At 34.5% G+C, this 20976-nt stretch carries 24 protein-coding genes; 22 read left to right on the plus strand and 2 right to left on the minus strand.

What is annotated here, in order from left to right; all coding sequences use genetic code 11:
- The first annotated feature begins 110 nt into the window (after nt 1-110).
- Genes ACXY7N_RS06975 through ACXY7N_RS06985 form a run of 3 tightly spaced genes read left to right on the plus strand, consistent with a single transcriptional unit; the run spans nt 111 to nt 3865 of the window.
- Entirely contained in the window at nt 111-1754 is a 1644-nt protein-coding gene (locus tag ACXY7N_RS06975) for a flagellar motor switch protein (RefSeq protein WP_016134060.1), read from the plus strand.
- 29 nt (nt 1755-1783) lie between these two features.
- Nucleotides 1784-3121 carry a transglycosylase gene (locus ACXY7N_RS06980; RefSeq protein ID WP_488592343.1) on the plus strand — a complete coding sequence of 446 codons (1338 nt, stop codon included), beginning with the start codon at nt 1784-1786 and terminating at the stop codon, nt 3119-3121.
- A gap of 27 nt (nt 3122-3148) precedes the next feature.
- Nucleotides 3149-3865, plus strand: a complete 717-nt coding sequence (locus tag ACXY7N_RS06985) for a hypothetical protein (RefSeq protein ID WP_016134062.1) — start codon at nt 3149-3151, stop codon at nt 3863-3865.
- A 33-nt stretch (nt 3866-3898) separates the two neighbouring features.
- Here the strand turns inward: ACXY7N_RS06985 and cheR are convergent, their stop codons facing one another.
- Together cheR and ACXY7N_RS06995 are read right to left on the minus strand one after the other, a co-directional pair.
- A complete protein-coding gene (gene cheR / locus ACXY7N_RS06990; RefSeq protein ID WP_016134063.1) occupies nt 3899-4681 on the minus strand; it encodes a protein-glutamate O-methyltransferase CheR in 783 nt (260 codons plus the stop codon).
- A gap of 38 nt (nt 4682-4719) precedes the next feature.
- Nucleotides 4720-5217, minus strand: a complete 498-nt coding sequence (locus tag ACXY7N_RS06995; RefSeq protein ID WP_016134064.1) for a hypothetical protein — start codon at nt 5215-5217, stop codon at nt 4720-4722.
- A 143-nt stretch (nt 5218-5360) separates the two neighbouring features.
- On the opposite strand from ACXY7N_RS06995, the gene ACXY7N_RS07000 reads away from it, so the two are divergent.
- The 19 genes from ACXY7N_RS07000 to ACXY7N_RS07090 all read left to right on the plus strand — a co-directional run bounded on the left by ACXY7N_RS07000 (nt 5361) and on the right by ACXY7N_RS07090 (nt 20768).
- Nucleotides 5361-5825: a YaaR family protein gene (locus tag ACXY7N_RS07000; RefSeq protein WP_000946323.1), complete on the plus strand. Its 465-nt coding sequence runs from the start codon at nt 5361-5363 to the stop codon at nt 5823-5825.
- 16 nt (nt 5826-5841) lie between these two features.
- On the plus strand, nt 5842-6294 hold the full coding sequence (locus ACXY7N_RS07005) for a hypothetical protein (RefSeq protein WP_016088537.1): 453 nt from the start codon (nt 5842-5844) through the stop codon (nt 6292-6294).
- A 17-nt stretch (nt 6295-6311) separates the two neighbouring features.
- Nucleotides 6312-7610 (plus strand): flagellar hook-associated protein FlgK, encoded by a 1299-nt coding sequence (gene flgK / locus ACXY7N_RS07010; protein WP_016088536.1) that lies wholly within the window; start codon nt 6312-6314, stop codon nt 7608-7610.
- A 41-nt stretch (nt 7611-7651) separates the two neighbouring features.
- Entirely contained in the window at nt 7652-8515 is an 864-nt protein-coding gene (locus tag ACXY7N_RS07015; protein ID WP_488592344.1) for a flagellar hook-associated protein 3, read from the plus strand.
- 21 nt (nt 8516-8536) lie between these two features.
- Complete coding sequence (locus ACXY7N_RS07020; RefSeq protein WP_016088534.1) at nt 8537-9931, plus strand: flagellar hook-associated protein 2; 1395 nt, start codon at nt 8537-8539, stop codon at nt 9929-9931.
- 22 nt (nt 9932-9953) lie between these two features.
- A complete protein-coding gene (locus ACXY7N_RS07025; protein ID WP_001149518.1) occupies nt 9954-10322 on the plus strand; it encodes a flagellar export chaperone FliS in 369 nt (122 codons plus the stop codon).
- Nucleotides 10312-10584 carry a hypothetical protein gene (locus ACXY7N_RS07030; protein ID WP_001058080.1) on the plus strand — a complete coding sequence of 91 codons (273 nt, stop codon included), beginning with the start codon at nt 10312-10314 and terminating at the stop codon, nt 10582-10584. Before ACXY7N_RS07025 ends, ACXY7N_RS07030 begins: the two co-directional genes overlap by 11 nt.
- A 365-nt stretch (nt 10585-10949) precedes the next feature.
- Nucleotides 10950-11357, plus strand: coding sequence for a flagellar basal body rod protein FlgB (gene flgB, locus ACXY7N_RS07035; protein WP_016088532.1), 408 nt, complete (start codon nt 10950-10952; stop codon nt 11355-11357).
- Nucleotides 11358-11377: 20 nt separating this feature from the next.
- Nucleotides 11378-11791, plus strand: coding sequence for a flagellar basal body rod protein FlgC (gene flgC, locus ACXY7N_RS07040; protein WP_000484682.1), 414 nt, complete (start codon nt 11378-11380; stop codon nt 11789-11791).
- A gap of 17 nt (nt 11792-11808) precedes the next feature.
- A complete protein-coding gene (gene fliE / locus ACXY7N_RS07045; RefSeq protein ID WP_033659818.1) occupies nt 11809-12108 on the plus strand; it encodes a flagellar hook-basal body complex protein FliE in 300 nt (99 codons plus the stop codon).
- A 22-nt stretch (nt 12109-12130) separates the two neighbouring features.
- The gene (locus ACXY7N_RS07050; RefSeq protein WP_098405109.1) at nt 12131-13705 is read left to right on the plus strand and encodes a flagellar M-ring protein FliF C-terminal domain-containing protein; all 1575 of its coding nucleotides are present in this window, start codon (nt 12131-12133) and stop codon (nt 13703-13705) included.
- Between the two features lie 13 nt (nt 13706-13718).
- The gene (locus tag ACXY7N_RS07055) at nt 13719-14723 is read left to right on the plus strand and encodes a flagellar motor switch protein FliG (RefSeq protein ID WP_000883361.1); all 1005 of its coding nucleotides are present in this window, start codon (nt 13719-13721) and stop codon (nt 14721-14723) included.
- A complete protein-coding gene (locus ACXY7N_RS07060; RefSeq protein WP_033659656.1) occupies nt 14710-15396 on the plus strand; it encodes a FliH/SctL family protein in 687 nt (228 codons plus the stop codon). The genes ACXY7N_RS07055 and ACXY7N_RS07060 overlap by 14 nt, the downstream gene beginning before the upstream one ends.
- Complete coding sequence (fliI, locus tag ACXY7N_RS07065; protein ID WP_016134067.1) at nt 15393-16697, plus strand: flagellar protein export ATPase FliI; 1305 nt, start codon at nt 15393-15395, stop codon at nt 16695-16697. Before ACXY7N_RS07060 ends, fliI begins: the two co-directional genes overlap by 4 nt.
- Before the next feature lie 117 nt (nt 16698-16814).
- Nucleotides 16815-17225, plus strand: coding sequence for a hypothetical protein (locus ACXY7N_RS07070; protein WP_016088527.1), 411 nt, complete (start codon nt 16815-16817; stop codon nt 17223-17225).
- Nucleotides 17218-18426: a flagellar hook-length control protein FliK gene (locus tag ACXY7N_RS07075; RefSeq protein WP_488592345.1), complete on the plus strand. Its 1209-nt coding sequence runs from the start codon at nt 17218-17220 to the stop codon at nt 18424-18426. The genes ACXY7N_RS07070 and ACXY7N_RS07075 overlap by 8 nt, the downstream gene beginning before the upstream one ends.
- 3 nt (nt 18427-18429) lie before the next feature.
- Entirely contained in the window at nt 18430-19017 is a 588-nt protein-coding gene (locus tag ACXY7N_RS07080; protein ID WP_001143476.1) for a flagellar hook assembly protein FlgD, read from the plus strand.
- A 16-nt stretch (nt 19018-19033) separates the two neighbouring features.
- Nucleotides 19034-20383: a flagellar hook protein FlgE gene (gene flgE / locus ACXY7N_RS07085; RefSeq protein ID WP_016088525.1), complete on the plus strand. Its 1350-nt coding sequence runs from the start codon at nt 19034-19036 to the stop codon at nt 20381-20383.
- Nucleotides 20384-20432: 49 nt separating this feature from the next.
- A complete protein-coding gene (locus ACXY7N_RS07090; protein WP_016088524.1) occupies nt 20433-20768 on the plus strand; it encodes a DUF3964 family protein in 336 nt (111 codons plus the stop codon).
- Nucleotides 20769-20976: the final 208 nt, after the last annotated feature.

Raw genomic sequence — 20976 nt, forward strand, 5'->3', positions numbered from 1 at the left:
ATCTAAAAGTGGGAATAAATACATATTAACGTTTTATATAATAAGTTTGTTAAAATAAAATGAGAGTTTATATCGTTTGATAGAAAAACAGAAATGAGGAGGCAGAGAAAATGCCTGAGCAACACACAAAAGGGGATACGAGCACAATTGTGCTAGAAAAAGAAAATGAGCATTTAACGCCTCAAGAATGCGATATTCTTGGCGAAATTGCAAATATATCATTTGGTTCAGCTTCGACTGTATTATCAACAATCTTAAATAGGCAAGTAAGCATTACTGCTCCTCGCATAGAATTGGTAGATTTATATGATTCAAGCGACGTCGAAGTTCCACACGTTGTATTAAACATTCATTTTACAAAAGGATTAGATATGGAAAACCTTCTTGTCCTTAAGCAAGATGTTGCATTATCCATTGCTGATTTAATGATGATGGGAACAGGTGAAGTGGAAGACGGAAAAGAACTTGGTGAATTAGAGCTAAGTGCTGTACAAGAAGCGATGAATCAAATGATGGGGTTCGCAGCTACATCTATGTCAGAATTCTTTCAAGATACAGTAGATATGTCTCCGCCGACAATTAAAGTTGTAAAGTTATCAGAAGAAATGGAGAAAATTTCTGAGATTGATGGGAATCAAACGATTGTTAAAGTATCGTTTGATTTAAAGATAGATAATCTTGTAAACTCTAAACTTGTGCAAATTGTTTCAGTTGAACATGCGAAACGAATGGTAAATAAATTAATGCAATTATCTGGTGGAGTAGAAGAAAAAGACGAGCCAGCGGAAGTAGTGGAAACGGAGATTGTAGAAGAACAAGTTGAAAAAGAGCATTTAACACAAGAAGAGAAAGATGTCCTTGGTGAAATTGCAAATATTTCAATTGGTTCCGCTTCTACAGTATTGTCAACACTTTTAAATCAGCCAGTTACAATTAGTACGCCCAATGTAGAATCAATCAATGTTCGTCATTATGACGGAGTACCAGTCCCGTTTGTTATTTTAAATGTTGATTTTGTTGAAGGACTAAAGAATGAGAATGTATTCGTATTTACAAAAGATGTCGCTTTAACAATGGTAGATTTAATGATGATGGGAACAGGGGAAGTTGATCCAGAGAAAGAGCTTAGTGAATTAGAACTGAGCGGTATTAAAGAAATCATGAACCAAATGATGGGGCATGCTGCAACGGCGATGTCAGAAATGTTTCAAGAAAAAATGGACATGACACCGCCAAATGTTAAATTTGTAACCTTAAAAGAAGAAATGGAATATTTGGGAGAGTCAATGAAAGTGGACGAACTCGTTCAAATTACGTTCAATCTTGAAATTGGCGACCTGCTTCAATCGAAAATGTATCAAATTTTACCGATTTCAGAAGCGAAAGAAATGGTAAGAAGACTTCTATATCCAATGGTGGCAGAGGAAGAAGAGATTGTTACGGAAGAAATTGAAGAAGAAAAAATTGTAGAACCTGTTGTACAACCTATTGAATTTAAAGAAGTAAAACAAATTGAGCCAGTGTATATGGATACATCCATTCTACAAAATGTAGAAATGAATGTGAAATTTGTATTTGGAAGTACAGTGAAAACCATTCAAGATATTTTAAGTTTACAAGAGAATGAAGCAGTTGTGCTAGATGAGGATATTGATGAACCGATTCGTATTTATGTAAATGATGTATTAGTGGCGTATGGTGAACTTGTAAATGTAGATGGATTTTTCGGAGTAAAAGTGACGAAATCGCTATAAGTCGTTGAAATAGGAGTTTGAGTTAGTAGATGAAAAACGTAAAGTTTTTTCTAATGAGCTGGTTATTCATACATATGTGTCTGTTCGTCCCTCTGCAAAGTCAGGCGGAAGAACAAATTGAGCCAGCTCAAAAAATAAATGAAGTGAATATGCAAGAAGAAAACAAAGAAGTGCAAGAGCGGCCAGAGCAAGTGGAAGTGAATCAGGATAAAGAGGAACAACAAGAAGTAGCAAATGAACAAGAGGTCGAAAAAAAGATAGAGACGGATCAAGGGGTTATTACAGTAAATAAGCCGGAATTAAAAGTTGGCGAAGAAGTGCGGGTTATTGTAGAGCCGAAAGAGCAAAATGTCCAAAGTATAAACGGTATTTTGCGCTTGACAAAAAACGGCGATCAGTATGAACAAGAAAGAATGCTATCGTTTAAGTATGAAGAGGAAACAAAGCGATGGATTGCTAACTACAAGGTCGAAACTTTTGATTTGCAAGGTGATTGGAATCTGCAGCTCATTCAAAGCTATAAAGAAAATGAGAAAGAAGAACTCACTGAAAATGAAGTGAAAGTCCCGCTCATCCATATAAATAATGAAACGCCAACTATAGATAAAGAGTTACCGAGGTTGCAGAAGGTTACTATTGATGAAGCAACAGAGAACTTAATTGAACGGAAACAAGGCGATTCTATACGTGTGCGAGTGAAGGCAGCAGACAAAGAATCGGTTGTGAAAGAGGTCCGCGTGACATTAAAGGGGAAAGAAAATAAAGAGACTACATTTTTATTAGATTACAATAAGCGTGATATGGATTGGCAAAAAGTATTTGAAATAACGGATGCGTTGCCAATTGGCTTATACGAATTACTTGTAGAGATAGTGGATGCGGCCGGCAATAAACTAATTGAGGAAAGTGAGTATATCGTTTCTGTTTTGGAGCAAAAAACAGAAGATGATAAAAAGGTAGAAGAACGAGAGAATGAAGATAAATTAGAAGATAAGAAAGAAACTGAGAAGCAGGAAGACTCGAAAGTAGAAATCCCGCTTTTGGAAGAAAAACCGCCAGTTGTTCAAATTCTGAAAAAAGAAGAGAAAGTAAATGATCTTATAAAAGAACCATTGATAGAGAAAGAAAAAATTACTTATGTTATAAAAGAGCCTCTCACAGACAACAAGGAAGTAAATAAAGCGAAGGCTCAAAATAATAAAAATAACAATCAAGTTGTTTCTAAAAAGAAAGAAAAAGAAGAAGAGCCAGAAGAGAAGAAAGAAGCAAAAAGTGAACAGGGAATACAAGCTTCTAATGTATTTGCTATCATGTCAGGTTTATTCGTACTATTTTTAGTTTTAAAGAGTAATAAAGAATGGGGCTAAGTATTTCATAGTAGTGGAGGCGCTTAAATGGAAATTAAACGTACGACAATTGAAGATAAGACGCTACAACCATTAAAACAGCCTGCAGCTATTTCGGAACATGAAATCCAGAAAGAACGAAAGCATAGCAATCTAGTGTTTACTGGACAGTCTAAGATTATTTCGAAAAATAATGAAATAGGGATTTTACTTGCAAGTTTAGGTGATGGAAAGGTTATGAAGGAAATGCTTTCTAAAGAGATGGATACAGTATTACAACTCTTTAAAAAGTTACATACGTTATCTGGAGAAGGAAAGCAAACAGAAAAAGTATTTGAACAAGTAATGAGAAGTTTACAAGGGCTTGTTAAACAGGCGCATATAAAAGAGCTTCCTTTGTTAGATGGAACGTATGATTTCGCAGAAGTACAACTATCATTTGGTAGAAAGGTACATATTCCGTTATTAGATGTAAGTGCACTCATTTCTAGAGTGGAAAGTGATTCTTCAGAAGGAAATATGAATTTAATGGTAACGGTTATTACTGCTTACATAACGAAATTGTCTAACGAAACTATTTTAATTAGCGTTACAGATCGCACTGCTAAAGAGCGTGATGTAAGTGTATGGAGAGCGCTCGCAGAAATGAATATGACACAATTATCACAGGCCCTGAAACAAACGATGCAAGAACATAAATGGTCTATGACATTTCTTTTTCTCTTTGTATGGATTGTTGCTATTATTTTAATTCGAGTTATATAAAAAGGTCGTCACTTTACATTGTGACGACCTCTTTTATATTTTTTCGTAGAAGAATGTATCAAATCTCTGAAGATTATAACGTTCAGGTGTTAAAATTTGTTCAGTACTACCAACAAATAGTACGCCGCCTTTTCGTAAAGCACGACTAAACTTTTCATAAAGTTTTACCCTCGCTTCTTCAGTAAAGTATATCATTACGTTGCGACAAATGATTAAATCGTAATTTGTATCGAACGACTGCATTAACAGGTCGTGTTGCTTGAACGTCACGTTTTGTTTAATATTTTGATGTAATGAATATATATCATTCTCTTTTGTGAAATGACGCTCTTTCAAATCGATAGGTAATTCTTTTAAAGAACGTTCTGTATATTGACCGCGTTTTGCGGTTTCTAAAATGTGAAAATCAAGGTCTGTTGCTTGTATTTCAAAGCGAAATGGAGCTAGATGCTTCGATAAAATTAAAGAGAGTGTATATGGTTCTTCACCAGCAGCGCAAGCGGCACTCCATACTTTTAATTTCCCGTTATTTTGTTCAAGTAATTTTGGTAGTGCTTTCGTTTCTAACGTTTGCCAACGTTCTTTATTTCTGAAAAACTCTGAAACGTTAATTGTAATATAGTCGATAAAACTTAAAAATAAAGTTTGATCGGTACGTAATTTGCTTAAAAAATTAGTGTAGTTCTCAAAGCCCTTTCTCGAAATAAAAGCATCGATTCTACGACGCATTCTATCTTGTTTATATGAAGCAATATCCATATTGAATTGTTGTTTAAAACTCGCGATAAAATGATCATAATCTTGTTCAATTATCATATTATAATAGGCACAATAACGATATTGTGCCTCCCCCTTTACATCATACGGATTTTTTGTTCAAAGTTTTTTTTCATCTGTTTTTCATGTAAACCAGGTAAATCATAAATAACAGCATCAATTCCTGCATCTTTTGCAACATCAACGGGAATGACAGATGTATGCTTGTCCCCATTATAAAAACAGAGAACTAAATCGGTATCTTCAATTATTTGTTTTACAAAAAACATATAATCTGATCGGTAAATGGAGTCGGAAGGATGATCAAAAGCGACATACTCGGCTCCGTGTTTTTTTAAGTAATCAACGACCTCTTGAAATTCATCTGTTAATGTTTGTAACGGCTGTAGCGTGTAAAGGCATAAATTTTGAGCGAGTCTTTCGTTTTCGATGAAAAAACGAAGAATCTCATTTTCGATAGATTTATAACATAATATGTAAATTTTATGTTTGTGAGCATAGTCAGTTAAAAATTTTTTTATTTCTTCCTGATCTAATGCTGTTAATTGATTTGAACCACAAAGAAAAATATTCATAGATTTGTGCCACCTCATGCTAAATTGTAACATATCTTTTATAAAAAATAACTGCAAAATATTAGTGTTCAGAGTATAATTATAAATAACTGGATTTTACGATTAAGTTTAGGAAGAAATAAAAAAATAAATAGGTGATATATATGCTGCGTTCGATCTCGCATAATCCAATTTTATCGCATATACCGCCTGCTACTCAAATGCCGAAAGAAGCAAATGTCAGGACAGGACTTGCATTTTCGGATAATTTGCATGCAGATCCGAAAAAAGATAAATTGTTAGAACAAATGGAAGCATTTGTCGATAACATTGGAGAAATCAAAGAGAAAATTGAAATGGAATTAACGCTTGATAATGTAATGGAATACAAAAATACAGTAAAATCATTTTTGAATTTTTACGTAGATAATGTATTGCAATATAAAGATGTCATGTCTCGTCATCCCCGTTACGGATATTCACAGAAAATGACGATTGTGAAACAGGCGGAAATGGGATTAAATGAGTTAGAAGATGTTATGAATTTAATTAATACGAAAACGGGACATTTAGAAATGTTAAATCAGATTGGAGAAATTCACGGTTTAATTGTAAATTTAGTCTTGTAAAAGGGAAGGAAGCTATATGTATATACAATTATATGAAAAGCTCGTTATTATTCAAAAAGCATATGAAAACATTCAAACGCTCGGAGAACAAATATATGAGAATTTGAAACATAAAAATGTAAATGCAGTTCAAAAATTGCAAGTAGAGCAATTGCAGTACATTGATGGTTTAAAAAAGTTATCAAGTTCATTTGAAGAAATGGTTGTTCAGTTTTGTAAAGAACAGGGAGTGGAATCATTTCGCGTAAGTGCGTTATTTTCGTATTTTTCTCATGAAGAAATTGAAAAAATGGAAAAATTACAAAAAAACCTAACGGAATTAGAAGAGAATGTAAAAATGATTCTTTTGAAAAATCAATATTACTTAAACGTACTATTAAAAACTACAGAAAGTATTGTGGATTCCGTTTCTGAATATAATTTAGAGCGAAACAATAATTCACAAATCTTTATGAACGAACTATTGTAAAGGGGAAGTGAAACATTATGAGACTATCTGATTATAATACGCCGTTATCGGGTTTGTTAGCGGCACAAATGGGATTACAAACGACGAAACAAAATTTATCTAACATTCATACGCCTGGTTATGTGCGTCAAATGGCGAATTACGGATCGGCTGGAGCAAGTCATGGCTATTCACCGGAACAAAAAATAGGTTACGGTGTACAAACGCTAGGCGTTGACCGTATTACTGATGAAGTAAAGACGAAACAGTTTAACGATCAATTATCTCAACTCTCGTACTATAACTACATGAATTCGACTTTATCACGTGTAGAGTCTATGGCTGGAACGACAGGAAAGAATTCATTATCTAGTTTAATGGATGGCTTCTTTAATGCTTTTCGTGAAGTGGCAAAAAATCCAGAACAACCAAACTACTATGATACATTAATTTCTGAAACTGGAAAATTTACAAGTCAAGTAAATCGTCTTGCGAAAAATTTAGATTCAGTGGAATTGCAGACGACAGAAGATATTGAAGCACATGTTAATGAATTTAATCGTCTTGCTGCTAATTTAGCGGAGGCGAATAAAAAAATTGGAGAAGCAGGTACACAAGTACCGAATCAACTTTTAGATGAACGTGATCGTATCATTACAGAGATGTCTAAGTATGCAAATATAGAAGTATCTTATGAATCTATGAATCCTAATATGGCGAGTGTTAGAATGAATGGTGCTTTAACGGTAAATGGGCAAGATGCATACCCACTTCAATTAAATAAAGAAAAAGAACCAATGTCAGTTGAGATTTATGGTTCGGAAATTCCCTTAGCTAGTGGAGCAATCCAATCAGCAATCGATACGAAAGCAAAGATTGCTAGTTATAAGAAAAACCTTGAAGAATTAATGAGTTCTGTAAAGAATGAAGTGAACACAGTAATGGGGAAAGAGTTCTTCGTTGGTGATCAAGCGAAAGATATGAAATTAAACCCTGAATTTGCAAAAGATATTTCGAAAATGAAAATATCAGCTGAAACAGCGAATAAACTAGCAGCAATTACAGACGGAGATTATAAAGTAGGTCTTTCATATAAACAAGCATTAGACCAATTCGTAGTTGGTCTTGCATCTGATAAAAGTGCAGTAAATGCTTATCAAAAAATTCATGGGGATTTATTAGAGGGAATTCAGCAAGAAAAGATGAGCATCGAAGGTGTGAATATGGAAGAGGAAATGGTTAATTTAATGGCTTTTCAAAAATACTTCGTCGCAAACTCTAAAGCTATGACGACGATGAATGAAGTGTTTGATAGCCTGTTTTCAATTATTCGATAGGTGATAGTAATTGACTGGAAATATATAAGGAGGAGATAGAAATGAGAGTATCTACATTTCAAAATGCAAGTTGGGCAAAGAATCAGTTAATGGATTTAAATGTGCAACAGCAATACCACCGAAATCAAGTAACTTCAGGGAAGAAAAACCTTCTTATGAGTGAAGATCCACTTGCGGCAAGTAAATCATTTGCGATTCAACATTCTTTGGCGAATATTGAACAAATGCAAAAAGATATAGCGGATTCGAAAAATGTGTTAACACAAACTGAAAATACTTTACAAGGCATTTTTAAATCTTTAACGAGAGCAGATCAATTAACGGTGCAGGCATTAAATGAGCCAAATGGTGAAAAAGAATTGAAGGCTATCGGTGCAGAGATTGACCAAATTTTAAAACAAGTTGTATATTTAGCGAATACGAAAGAGCAAGGTCGTTATATTTTCGGTGGTGATAGTGCAGAAAAGCCACCATTTACAGAAGATGGTACGTATCGAGGTGGACAAAATGATGTGAACTGGCAACTCAATGACGGTTATGAATTAAAAGCATTCCGTAACGGCGAAGCGTTATTATCCCCTGTTATAAAAACGTTAAAACAGATGAGTGAGGCGATGCAAAAAGGTGATCAAAAAGCGTTACAACCGTTATTAGGAGAAAATAAGAAAAACTTAGATGGCATCATTAATCGTACAACTGAAGTCGGTTCGACAATGAACACAATGGAGACGTTTAAAACAATTTTAAGCGAGCAAAACTTAGCACTTCAAGAAAACCGTAAAGAAATTGAAGATGTTGATTTAGCGGTAGCCATTTCTGATTTAGCTTATATAAACGCAACATACGAAGCAACGCTTAAAGCAGTTAGTACGATGAGTAAAACAAGCATTTTAGATTATATGTAAACAAATAAGGAGTGAGACAACATGGCAGGAACGTTAACAGGTATTGGTGGTAGACAACAGATTTGGAACCTCGGAAATAATATGATCGATACTTCTAACTTCGTTGAATTAGAAATGAATGCGTTAGATATGAGAAAAACACCGTATACAAATGAAAAGAATCAACTTTCACAAGATAAACTATTATATACAAGTTTAAAATCAGAATTTAGCTCTTTCACACAAACTTTTAAAAATTTAGCGGCTTTTAAAGGGAACGAGAAAAAAGTAACGACAACGCAAGATGGTTATATAAATGTAAAAGCTGATGGTGGTGCGATTGCAGGAACTTTTAATATGACAATTACACAGCTTGCACAGCGTCAACAAATAGCTTCTAATGATATTAAAGATATAAACGAGAAGCTTCCAAGAAATGAAACGTTAAAACTAGGTGGTAAAGACCTAAAAGTAACAACTGATATGACATATAAAGATTTAATTAACAAAATTAATGACGGAGATTATGGTGTATCGGCTTATACACTTGGAACTAAAATTTTTATGTCCTCGAAAAAAGAAGGAACAGAGGGAGAAATTAACTTTGAGGGGAACACATCTACGTTGTTTCAAGATATGGGTTTAGCTAAGCTGGATGGTACAGCAATCAATCTAATCAATAAAGCACAAAATGCTATATATACTATTAATGGTATCGAAGGTAAAAGTTCTACCAATACAATTGAAGCACTGCCTGGTGTGAAAATTGAATTATTAAAAGTAACAGAGCAAAAGGTAGAAGAAAAGCCAGAAGAAACAACAGATGTAGACCCAAAGGCAAAGGATGTAAAAGCAAAAGGCATAGATCTAAAATTCACAGTAAGTGACTCAAACGTAACAGACGCATCAAATATTATTAAAAAGATGGTTGCAGATTATAATAAAGCTGTTTCTACCGTAGATATCTTTGCTGGTAAAGGTGGAGCTTTCCAAGGGCAAGCCGTTATGCAAAGTGTGCGTCAAGCGATGAACAATGTTGTAACATTTTCACAAGAGGGTAATTATTTATTCACATTTGGTATTCAATTAAAGCAAGATGGAACGATGGAAGTTAATGATGAAGCATTAACGAAAGCGTTAAAAGAAAAACCGGATGCAGCGAAGCAATTTTTCTTTAGTTCTAACGGTTTAGGAAAAATGATGGAAGAACCACTTGATAAGTTATTTGGTGATAAAGGTGTAGTTGGAGAACGAGTAAAAAACATTGATTCACGTGTAAGTGATTTAGATAAAAAGATTAAAGATATTGAGACGCAAAACTTGCAAAAACAAGATGAAATTGTGAAGAAGTATCAAAAGCTAGAGAGTACATTAGCGGAGCTTGATAGCCAACTAAAAACAATTAAAGCAATGACAAAACAAAAAAGTGATGATTAATGAAAGGTAAGGAAGTGATCGTATGCAAGCATGGCAACGTTATATGCAAAATGATATTATGACGAGTAATCCGATTAAAAATACAATCTTTATTTATGAAAGATGCATTGTAGAGTTTCGTAATTTAGAAGAACTTTTACATACTTTTAAACTACAAGAAGGAGATGCACTTCTTGAAAAGTTAGAACGTATTTTTGAAGAATTGAAGCTTCAATTAAATCCTGAAATTACGAAAGATTTATATGATAGTTTATATGGCTTATACGATTGGATTAGCATTCAAATTCAAACAATGAAAGTAACGCGTGAAGCAAAAGATATGGATGCGATTGTGAAAGTGTTACAAGATTTAATAGACGGTTACCGCGGAGCACTTGAAAATGAACAATGATATTTATCGGACGTTTGTCGGCTGTTTTAATGAAATCGGTGAATTGCAAGTGTCAGATGGAGAGTTTGCTGAGAAGAGTGAGATGTTAAATCGTTGGATGATGACATTGGATGAAGAAACGCGCGCACAAGTTGCAGCAGAAGTAAGCCCATTCATTATTAAGGCGGCACAGCATATTCGAGATAAGCAAAAGATTTTGGAAGAAATGATTATGACAAATGATGGGCGCATGAAAGCTAATTCATTTTACGGTAAATTTTAGTGATAGAGTTTAGAAACGGAATCCCCTCTTTAAAGGGGATCCATTCCTTTGTTTAAATAAAGACTTCCGCTGATTGAGGTTTCATTTTATGACTGTAATGAAAAAAAGTAATCTAAATAATATGAAAATAGACTTTAGTTTGTAGATCATATATTGAAATGTTTCATAGATTATTGCGTGTATACAGTTTTTTTGTATTCTTTTTTATATTTTTGTATTTTTCTAAAGACAACAATGAAAAAATGGAATAAAATATGTAAGGGTACATGATTGTTAATATTTTAATAAACACATATAAGAAAATAAATAATGAAGTGAAACTTCCATCAGTGGATCATTAAGTTAGAAAAGAAAGGGTGTGGAATATGCCGGATTTAGTGAGTGATGTAGGTCATTATATGAATTACTTAGTGACGAAACGAAATACGGTTTCTAGTAATATTGCAAATGCGAATACACCTGGTTATAAAGCACAAGATGTAGCATTTGCTGAGCAGATGAATAAAAGTAGTGCATTATATAAGAACAATGTTGCAGACTTAAGGAGCAATCCAGAGTTATATCAAACGAATGAAATGCACTTACCGACAGTGATTACGAAAAATACATATGCAAAGATTCAAACGAAGTCAATGCAAACGAATAAAGATGGAAATAGTGTGGATGTAACGACAGAAATGCTAGATTTAATGAAAGCAAATCAGTTATACGGTATTTCAATTAACGCGATTAATACACAATATGCAATTAACCAAGCGGCACGTGGACGTTAAAAGTAGAAGGAGAGACAACGATGTTTCAGGCAATTAATGCAAGTGGCTCAGGATTAACGACAGCGAGAAAATGGATGGAAGTTACTTCTAACAATATTGTAAATGCGAATACAACGGCTGCTCCGGGGGCAGATTTATATGAGCGTCGTAGCGTAGTGCTAGAATCAAACAATAGTTTTGCGAGTATGTTAGACGGGGCTCCTACTAACGGAGTGAAAATCAAAAGTATTGAAGCAGACAAAACTGAAAACTTAGTGTATGACCCAACGCATCCGCATGCAAATGAAGAAGGATATGTACGTTATCCAAATGTTGATGTGACTGCTGAAATGACGAATGTAATGGTTGCTCAAAAAATGTATGAAGCGAATACAAGTGTATTAAATGCGAATAAAAAAATGCTTGATAAAGATTTAGAAATCGGTCGAGGATAAAGGGGGAATATATGGATATGAAGATACAACCAATGTTAAATACGCAACCATTTGGAGCAATTCAGTCAATTGGTGCACCGAAAAACGCGCAAACATCTGTAGTTGAAGGGAAAAAGTTTATTGATTTATTGGAAGATATGAATCAAACACAAAACAATGCACAAACAGCGGTATACGATTTACTAACAAAAGGTGTAGGAGAAACACATGACGTTTTAATTCAGCAAAAGAAAGCTGAGTCTCAAATGAAAACGGCTGCTCTCGTACGTGATAATCTTATCGAAAATTATAAGTCACTAATTAATATGCAAATTTAGGAAAGTGGACGGGTGTGTTTAAATGGAAAAGATAAAAAATGTTATCCAATCATTAAAAACGTGGCATAAGTTAGTAATCGGTGCTGCGCTTTTAGCGATTGTAACAGGAGCACTTTTATACTTCACCTTGCCAGATAAATATGTTGTTGTATATCAAAATTTAAATGATACAGATAAGCAAGAGATTACAGCAGAATTATCGAAGTTAGGTGTCGATTATCAATTAGCGGCCGATGGTTCGATTCGTGTGCAAAAAAATGATGCTCCATGGGTTCGAAAAGAAATGAATGGAATGGGCTTACCGTTTAATTCTAAAAGCGGTGAGGAAATTTTATTAGAAAGCTCGCTCGGTTCAAGTGAGCAAGATAAAAAAATGAAGCAAATTGTTGGTACGAAAAAGCAATTGGAGCAAGATATCGTAAGGAACTTTGCGACAGTTGAAACGGCGAATGTTCAAATTACCTTGCCTGAAAAAGAAACAATTTTTGATGAAGAAAAAGCAAAAGGAACAGCGGCGATTACTGTTGGTATAAAACGTGGCCAATTATTAACGGCAGATCAGGTTGCAGGTATACAGCAAATGATTAGTGCTGCAGTTCCAGGTGTAAAAGCAGAAGAAGTAAGTGTGATTGATAGCAAAAAAGGTATTATCTCAAAAGGAGCAGATGAAGCGCATTCTACTAGTTCCTCTTCTTATGAAAAAGAAGTAGAGATGCAACATCAAATTGAAAGTAAGCTAAAGCAAGATATTGACGCAACATTAATGACGATGTTTAAACCGAATGAATATAAAGTGAATACGAAAGTATCTGTAAACTATGATGAAGTTACACGCCAGTCAGAAAAATATGGTGATAAAGGTGTACTTCGTAGTAAACAAGAGCAAGAAGAAAGCTCTACTGCGCAAGAAGGAGCAGAGACAAAACAAGGTGCTGGTATCACAGCGAACGGTGAAGTACCAAATTACGGTACGAACAATAATCAAAATGGTAAAATCGTCTATGATAATAAAAATGGTAACAAAATTGAAAACTATGAAATAGATAAAACAGTTGAAACAATTAAGAAACATCCAGAATTAACAAAAACAAATGTTGTAGTATGGGTAGACAATGATACGTTAGTAAAACGAAAAATGGATATGACTACTTTCAAAGAAGCAATCGGTACAGCAGCTGGGCTTCAAGCTGATCCAAATGGGAACTTTACAAACGGTCAAGTTAATGTTGTAACTGTTCAGTTTGATCAGCCGAAAGTTGAAAAAGAGAAGAAGCCAGAAGAAAGTGGTATAAACTGGTGGTTATTCGGTGGAATTCCAGCTGGTTTATTAGCAATTGGTGGTCTAGTATGGTTCTTATTAGCAAGACGTAAGAGAAAGAAAGAAGAAGAGGAATATGAAGAATACTTAGCAGAAGAGGAAATTGCTGCAAGTAATGAAAGTATCATGGAAATTCCTGAAGAAAAAATAGTACCAGAGCCAAAACCAGAACCAGAAGAACCGAAAGAACCAACGTTAGATGAACAAGTGCATGATGCTACGAAAGAACATGTAGAAGGAACTGCAAAAGTAATTAAAAAATGGTTAAATGGACAGTAAGGGAGGAACAACGATGTTAGATGAAATCTCCTCCAAAGAAAAAGCTGCCATCCTTATTCGTACATTAGAAGAAGGGGTGGCAGCAAAAGTCATTGAATATATGACAGCTGAGGAAAAAGAAGTGTTACTTCGTGAAATCGCAAAGTTTCGAGTATATAAACCAGAAACGCTAGAAAATGTACTAGGGGAGTTCTTGTATGAATTGAATGTAAAAGAATTGAACCTAGTGACTCCAGATAAAGAATACATTCGTCGCATATTTAAAAATATGCCAGAAGACGAACTAGAAAAATTATTGGAAGATCTTTGGTATAACAAAGATAATCCATTTGAATTCTTAAATTCACTTACAGATTTAGAGCCACTTCTTACAGTACTTAATGATGAATCGCCACAAACAATTGCGATTATCGCTTCTTATATTAAACCGCAACTTGCCTCTCAATTAATTGAGAGATTACCAGATCATAAGCGAGTAGAAACGGTAATGGGTATTGCGAAGCTAGAACAAGTAGATGGTGAATTAATAAATCAAATTGGTGATTTATTAAAATCAAAATTAAATAATATGGCATTTAATGCAATTAATAAAACAGATGGCTTGAAAACAATAGTAAACATTTTAAATAATGTTTCACGAGGTGTTGAAAAAACAGTCTTTCAAAAGCTGGATGAAATGGATTATGAGCTATCTGAGAAAATTAAAGAAAACATGTTTGTATTTGAAGACTTACTCGGACTTGAAGATCTTGCACTTCGTCGTGTATTAGAAGAAATTACAGATAACGGTGTTATTGCGAAAGCACTTAAAATTGCAAAAGAAGAGATTAAAGAGAAATTATTTACATGTATGTCTTCAAACCGTAAAGAGATGATTCTCGAAGAATTAGATGGCTTAGGACCGCTTAAGATGACGGATGCTGAAAAGGCACAGCAAACGATTACAGGTACGGTGAAAAAGCTAGAGAAAGAAGGAAGAATTATCGTTCAAAGAGGTGAAGATGATGTCCTTATTTAAAAACAGAATTCCGAAGAATTCTGTTTCTTTTTCTGGAGAAACGTATGAATTACAATTTCCAAAACCAATACTAGTTCAAGTAGAAGAAGAAATACAGGTGGACCATGAAGAGCTTCTTGCACAGCAACAATCATTACATACTGAACTGAATCAACTAAGGCAAGAACAACAAAAGTTAGAACGAGAACGTCAGCAGTTATTACAAGATAAAGAACAATTTCAAATGCATGTTCAGGAACAGATGAAACAGATAGAGTTGTCGCATATACAGTTTCAAAAAGAGCAACAAGAAACTGCATACGAATGGACAGAATTATTATGGGATCAATCTTTTCAACTAGCAGAAAAAATCGTGAATCAAGCAGTAGATTCACGATTGCTTGATGTGTTACCCATTTTAACTGGTATCGTTCAAACGTTGCCTACTTCATTTGAAAAATTGATTATTACAGTACACCCAGAAACATTTGAACGCATTCAAGAAGAGAAGGAAAATACGAAAGAGTATTGGTTACTGCAATTAGTAGAATGGAAATATGATTTTTCTTTACAGTTTGGTGAATTTGTTCTGGAAGAAGAGAAAGAGTTCTTTGAATTTAAGTTTGCACCTATATTTGCGAAACTTCGTCAGAAATGGGAAGAAGAGAAGTTATTTGAGGAGCAAAATGTATGAATAACAAGCTCATGAACGAACATAGTAAATGGAATATGTTTATTGAAACACCGTTTTATACGAAGGTCGGTAAAGTTCATAGTGTGCAAGAGCAATTTTTCGTAGCGAAAGGGCCAAAGGCTAAGATTGGAGATGTTTGTTTCGTTGGAGAACATAATGTTTTATGTGAAGTGATTGCCATTGAAAAAGAGAACAATATGCTACTTCCATTTGAACAAACAGAAAAGGTATGTTATGGAGATTCAGTTACACTAATTGCAGAAGATGTTGTTATACCTCGTGGCAATCATTTACTCGGAAAAGTGTTAAGTGCAAATGGCGAAGTACTAAATGAGGATGCAGAGAATATTCCATTACAAAAAATAAAGCTAGATGCTCCACCAATTCATGCATTTGAACGTGAAGAGATTACTGATGTATTTGAAACGGGAATTAAATCCATTGATTCTATGCTAACAATTGGCATCGGTCAAAAGATTGGTATTTTTGCTGGTTCTGGTGTCGGTAAATCTACTTTACTCGGAATGATTGCCAAAAATGCAAAAGCTGATATAAATGTTATTAGTTTAGTAGGAGAACGTGGCCGTGAAGTAAAGGACTTTATTCGAAAAGAATTGGGTGAAGAAGGTATGAAGAAAAGCGTCGTTGTTGTAGCGACGTCAGATGAAAGTCACCTAATGCAACTTCGTGCAGCTAAGCTTGCAACATCTATTGCTGAATACTTCCGAGACCAAGGTAATAACGTACTACTTATGATGGACTCTGTTACTCGTTTTGCTGACGCGCGTAGAAGTGTTGATATTGCGGTTAAAGAGTTGCCGATCGGTGGTAAAACACTCTTAATGGAAAGTTATATGAAGAAGCTATTAGAGCGCTCTGGGAAAACACAAAAGGGATCCATAACAGGTATATATACAGTACTCGTCGATGGGGATGATTTAAACGGACCTGTACCAGATTTAGCACGTGGTATTTTAGATGGGCATATTGTGTTAAAACGTGAGCTTGCAACACTTAGCCATTATCCTGCAATTTCAGTATTAGATTCAGTAAGTAGGATTATGGAAGAAATCGTTTCGCCAAACCATTGGCAACTTGCAAATGAAATGAGAAAAATTTTATCTATTTATAAAGAAAATGAATTGTATTTTAAATTAGGAACGATTCAAGAGAATGCAGAAAATGCTTATATTTTTGAATGTAAAAATAAAGTAGAAGGTATAAATACGTTTTTAAAACAAGGTCGGTCTGATAGTTTCCAATTTGCTGATATTATAGAAGCAATGCATCATATAGTATAAGACCTCGCGCCCTGCAGGTCTTATTTTTTTGTTTTTTAATATTTCACAGATTTTTTTGGAAAAAAACTATATAATAGAAAAAGAGAACGTTATAATAGGAAGGGGCTATAAAAGTAGGTGGATAAGCAGCAGTACGACACGATAAAATTACAAATAAATCAAGAGAAAGAACAGATTTTGAAAGAAGTGTATGAATTAACAGCTGAAAAAAGAAAAATAGAACAAAAAAAAGAATATGATTTATATGTTGTGAAATCGCGTAGCAAAGTCGTACAAACTGGGCAACGTATAATGGCTGGTATGCTTTCCTCACATACGTTTTCACCTGAAAGAATAGAAGAATGGAATCGGAAAATTAAAAAAACAGACGATTTTATTCGAAAAAATGAAAGCTTTTTAGAACAAGTAAAAGAAAAAGAACGTGTCATTGATGAGATGTATCAAGAAGATTGTAAAAAGCTTGCAAAAGTACGAGAAAAGCAGGAAGAAAAAATGCTTCTTGATTTGAAAATGTGTATGAATGGATGAGGTGAATGTAGTGATACAGTCTGTATTACCGGTGCAACAAAGTTTACCTCCGCAAAACGAAAAAGGGCTAGAAGTACAGTCAAAAAGTGATGATTATTCATTCGATCGTGCGATGAGAATGGAAAATGAGAAACAGCCGAAAACGGAGAAACCGAAACGAGAAGAAGCACCAGAAATAGAGAAGAAAGAATATATTCTCGCAAAAGAAACTGTAACGAAAGAAAAGCCAACTGTAACGAAAGAGGAAAAAGAAGAAACCGAACAGTTATTGTTAGCTGTATCTGAGCAAATGGTTGCAATTGAGCAATTACGTGTGCAGCCAGAATTGTTATATCAATACATACAAAAAATACAAGAGTTATATAAAGAATATGGAAATATAAAACTTAACGAATTACCCGCCAATGAATTACAACAATTACAAGAACTTCTTTCAAATATGAATATCAAAAATGCTATATGTTTAGAAGATACAATGCAAATGGTATTAGATAAGGTGGCGATAGCGGAGCAAACGATGCAAGCTTTGAAAGTTGTAGAAACAGAAACTTGTAATATTGCAAAGAAACAAGAAGAACCGAAAAACGCGGAAATTTTAAAAAATGAAAATGATGAGGAGATAGTAAAGAGAGCTCTAGATTTAGAAAAAAATTCACCAAAGGATTCGGCTAAAGGCTCTGAAAAAGTTCAAGCAAAAGGATTAGTTCAAAATGAAGAAACAGTTATAGCGAATGACTCAGAAATGCATGGAGCTGAATTATTTCAAAAAACAGTGGGCAGTGACCCAATAGTAAAACAAAATGGAACGACTGAGAAAGTGACATTACCTGACTTAGGGAAGAAAATGGAAGCACAAGTAGAAGCATTGCAAAAATTTGTAGTAAAACAAGAACGTGTTTTATTCCAGCTCAATCCAGAAAAACTTGGTACATTAACTGTGTTTATGAAAAAACATGGAGATCAAATTGATGTTCACGTAGAAATGGAAAAACATGATGCGAAAAAACGTGTTGAGATCATTTTTGATGAATTGAGACTGAAGTTAAAAGAAAAAGAAATCAATATTCAAATTAGTTATTCAGATAAAGATGAAAATCGTAAAGAACAGCGAGAACAAGAGCAAAGGCAAAAACAAAAATTAGCAAGTACGAAACATGAGAAACAACATGCAAAAGAATTTGTGGGATTATTGGAGGAATAAAGCGTGCCAACAGTTGGATTAAATACAACGAGTACAAATCATATTCCGTTACAAGCAGGAGCGCAAACAAAGAACGCAGCTGTTAACGGTGGTGTACAATCGCCAGTTCAAAAAGCGAACGGGGTATCAACGGGTACTCAAAACACACCTGGTATTATGAATAAAGATGATTTTTTAAAGCTTTTTTTAGCTAGTTTTCAACAGCAGGATCCATTTAATGCGATGGATACGAACCAAATGATGAATCAAACGGCTCAACTGTCTCTTATGGAACAAGTACAGAATATGACGAAAGCCGTTGATAAGCTTCAAGCAACGATGTACTCGACAGCTCTTGATGGAGGGATGAAGTTTTTAGGAAAGTATGTTAAAGGTGTTAACGACAAGGGAGAAAAAGTATTTGGTCAAGTGGAAACAGTGCGACTTGCTGAAAATAATGATGTCCAACTTATTGTTGGTAACCAAGTTGTCTCAACCCGCTTTGTAGAAAGAGTTTCAGATAAACCGATAACGGAAACAAATCCAGAAGATGAGAAAAAAGAAAATACAGAAACGGCTGGAGAAACTGAAGAAGTTAAAGAAAATAAATAAGGAGTGTACATAAGTTATGATTAAAGCGTTATATACAAGTATTACAGGAATGAGTGCAACACAAAATGCATTAAGTGTTACTTCAAATAATATTGCGAATGCGCAAACAGCAGGATATAAGAAGCAAAAAGCTATTTTTGATGATTTACTATATAATAATACGGTTGGTTCACGCGGTGATGGTTCTTATGCTGGTACGAATCCAAAGAGTGTTGGTAATGGTTTGAAATTTAGCGGTACAGCTACAGATTTTAGTGATGGTTCTATTACTTTAACCGGTGAGAAGATGGAAACAGCAATAGAAGGAAATGGTTTATTTATAGTTGGGGACCGTAACGGGGGAAATATTGAGTATACTAGAAAAGGTTCTTTCGGTGCATCTGCTGACAATTTTATAACGGCTACAGGTGGACAATATGTATTAGGGTATGGTGTAAAACCAGGTACACAAGAAATAGATTTTTCATCGCAACCAAGTGCGATAAAACTTCCTGTTGGTTCGGCCATAGGAGGAAGTGTAACTGATAAGGCAACACTAGGTGGAAATTTATCTAGAAATCAATCAAATCTATCAACAGATTTTACAATTTATGATGATGAAGGAAATTCAATCACATTACGTTTAGATATTAAACAGGTTACAAGAAAAGAGCCTGTTGGAGATGGTAAAGGTGATGGAGATGGTGAAAAGACAGTTGATGTACCTGTTCCAGGAGAATATACATATACATTCTCTATGAGAAATGATTCTCAAAATGAAAAAGAATTTAAGCCTGTTAATGGGGAAGACGGTACACCTTTAACGAAAAACATTAAATTTGATAAAACTGGTAAATTAGAAAAACTAGACGAAGATGTGCAACGTAATCCACAAACAGGAGAGGTTACACAAGGTGGGACTATAAAGATTCCATTTGCTAATAAAGACCTAGAGTTGAATTTAGGTGGTTTAACAAACTATCCAACAGGAAAAACACTTACAGCAACAAATGTAGCGGGACGCCCAGCAGCAATTGCAAATGATTATTCTATTTCTGACGGTGGTTTCGTTATGATGAGGTATTCAGATGGTAGCATGAAAGTTGTAGGACAATTAGCAGTGGCTACATTCCCAAACACAGGTGGTTTAATGAAATCAGGAAATGGTAATTACATTGCAACGCCATCGTCAGGTATTCCAGCAATTGGAGTTGCAGGTGAGAATGGTGCTGGTAACGTACGTGGTGGGGCGAAGGAAAGTTCAAACGTAGATTTATCTGTAGAATTTGTTGACTTAATGCTTTATCAACGCGGATTCCAAGGAAATGCGAAAGTAATTAAAGTGTCAGATGAAGTATTAAATGAAGTTGTAAACTTAATTCGATAATATATAATAAAGAAAAATTGTAATGCAGTAGAAAGGGTTTTTTATTCGTATGATAAGACAAGAGCGAATTTTACAATTGCCTTTTTTCGAAAATAAACGTGAACTTGCTGAGCAAGTGTTAAAAATGGAACGAGAAGAGCATGTGTATTTACCGGATCAATTTGAAATTAAGCAAGTGCCTCCATATTCATTTGGTGAAAAGCAATCAATCATTGGCCGTATTCATGAGTTTTATTTCGTAAGTGTTGGTAGCGAGGGAGAATGGAAATATCAACTGTTTAAGGACGAGATGAAGTGCCGTGAGTTTTTTATTACGCTATCGGGTATAACGGATCAGCAGATTGCATTTTGGTTCAATAACATCGAGTTATTGAAAAGCTCTTAAAAAGCTTTTAAAAGCCCTTTTTTAGGTTTTGAGAGAGGACCTGGCGGTGTGTGGTGGCGGTTAGTGCTTATGTGGGTGCTCGACCGTTGTTTAAGACCAGAGATAGAGTTACTAGGTTAGTTTAAGAAGATGTAGATGAAGTGTAGTATGAATAATACCTGTGGTCTTAAAGTATTAGATGGGATTAATATATTTATTTGTGACGATA

This window comes from Bacillus sp. 5w2 (assembly GCF_054353775.1).

Excerpts from the sequence above, each read along its gene's own strand:
- ACXY7N_RS06975 (WP_016134060.1), top strand. The coding sequence starts at position 111 with ATGCCTGAGCAACACACAAAAGGGGATACGAGCACAATTGTGCTAGAA.
- ACXY7N_RS06980 (WP_488592343.1), top strand. The coding sequence starts at position 1,784 with ATGAAAAACGTAAAGTTTTTTCTAATGAGCTGGTTATTCATACATATG.
- ACXY7N_RS06985 (WP_016134062.1), top strand. The coding sequence starts at position 3,149 with ATGGAAATTAAACGTACGACAATTGAAGATAAGACGCTACAACCATTA.
- cheR (WP_016134063.1), bottom strand. The coding sequence starts at position 4,681 with ATGATAATTGAACAAGATTATGATCATTTTATCGCGAGTTTTAAACAA.
- ACXY7N_RS06995 (WP_016134064.1), bottom strand. The coding sequence starts at position 5,217 with ATGAATATTTTTCTTTGTGGTTCAAATCAATTAACAGCATTAGATCAG.
- ACXY7N_RS07000 (WP_000946323.1), top strand. The coding sequence starts at position 5,361 with ATGCTGCGTTCGATCTCGCATAATCCAATTTTATCGCATATACCGCCT.
- ACXY7N_RS07005 (WP_016088537.1), top strand. The coding sequence starts at position 5,842 with ATGTATATACAATTATATGAAAAGCTCGTTATTATTCAAAAAGCATAT.
- flgK (WP_016088536.1), top strand. The coding sequence starts at position 6,312 with ATGAGACTATCTGATTATAATACGCCGTTATCGGGTTTGTTAGCGGCA.
- ACXY7N_RS07015 (WP_488592344.1), top strand. The coding sequence starts at position 7,652 with ATGAGAGTATCTACATTTCAAAATGCAAGTTGGGCAAAGAATCAGTTA.
- ACXY7N_RS07020 (WP_016088534.1), top strand. The coding sequence starts at position 8,537 with ATGGCAGGAACGTTAACAGGTATTGGTGGTAGACAACAGATTTGGAAC.
- ACXY7N_RS07025 (WP_001149518.1), top strand. The coding sequence starts at position 9,954 with ATGCAAGCATGGCAACGTTATATGCAAAATGATATTATGACGAGTAAT.
- ACXY7N_RS07030 (WP_001058080.1), top strand. The coding sequence starts at position 10,312 with ATGAACAATGATATTTATCGGACGTTTGTCGGCTGTTTTAATGAAATC.
- flgB (WP_016088532.1), top strand. The coding sequence starts at position 10,950 with ATGCCGGATTTAGTGAGTGATGTAGGTCATTATATGAATTACTTAGTG.
- flgC (WP_000484682.1), top strand. The coding sequence starts at position 11,378 with ATGTTTCAGGCAATTAATGCAAGTGGCTCAGGATTAACGACAGCGAGA.
- fliE (WP_033659818.1), top strand. The coding sequence starts at position 11,809 with ATGAAGATACAACCAATGTTAAATACGCAACCATTTGGAGCAATTCAG.
- ACXY7N_RS07050 (WP_098405109.1), top strand. The coding sequence starts at position 12,131 with ATGGAAAAGATAAAAAATGTTATCCAATCATTAAAAACGTGGCATAAG.
- ACXY7N_RS07055 (WP_000883361.1), top strand. The coding sequence starts at position 13,719 with ATGTTAGATGAAATCTCCTCCAAAGAAAAAGCTGCCATCCTTATTCGT.
- ACXY7N_RS07060 (WP_033659656.1), top strand. The coding sequence starts at position 14,710 with ATGTCCTTATTTAAAAACAGAATTCCGAAGAATTCTGTTTCTTTTTCT.
- fliI (WP_016134067.1), top strand. The coding sequence starts at position 15,393 with ATGAATAACAAGCTCATGAACGAACATAGTAAATGGAATATGTTTATT.
- ACXY7N_RS07075 (WP_488592345.1), top strand. The coding sequence starts at position 17,218 with ATGGATGAGGTGAATGTAGTGATACAGTCTGTATTACCGGTGCAACAA.
- flgE (WP_016088525.1), top strand. The coding sequence starts at position 19,034 with ATGATTAAAGCGTTATATACAAGTATTACAGGAATGAGTGCAACACAA.
- ACXY7N_RS07090 (WP_016088524.1), top strand. The coding sequence starts at position 20,433 with ATGATAAGACAAGAGCGAATTTTACAATTGCCTTTTTTCGAAAATAAA.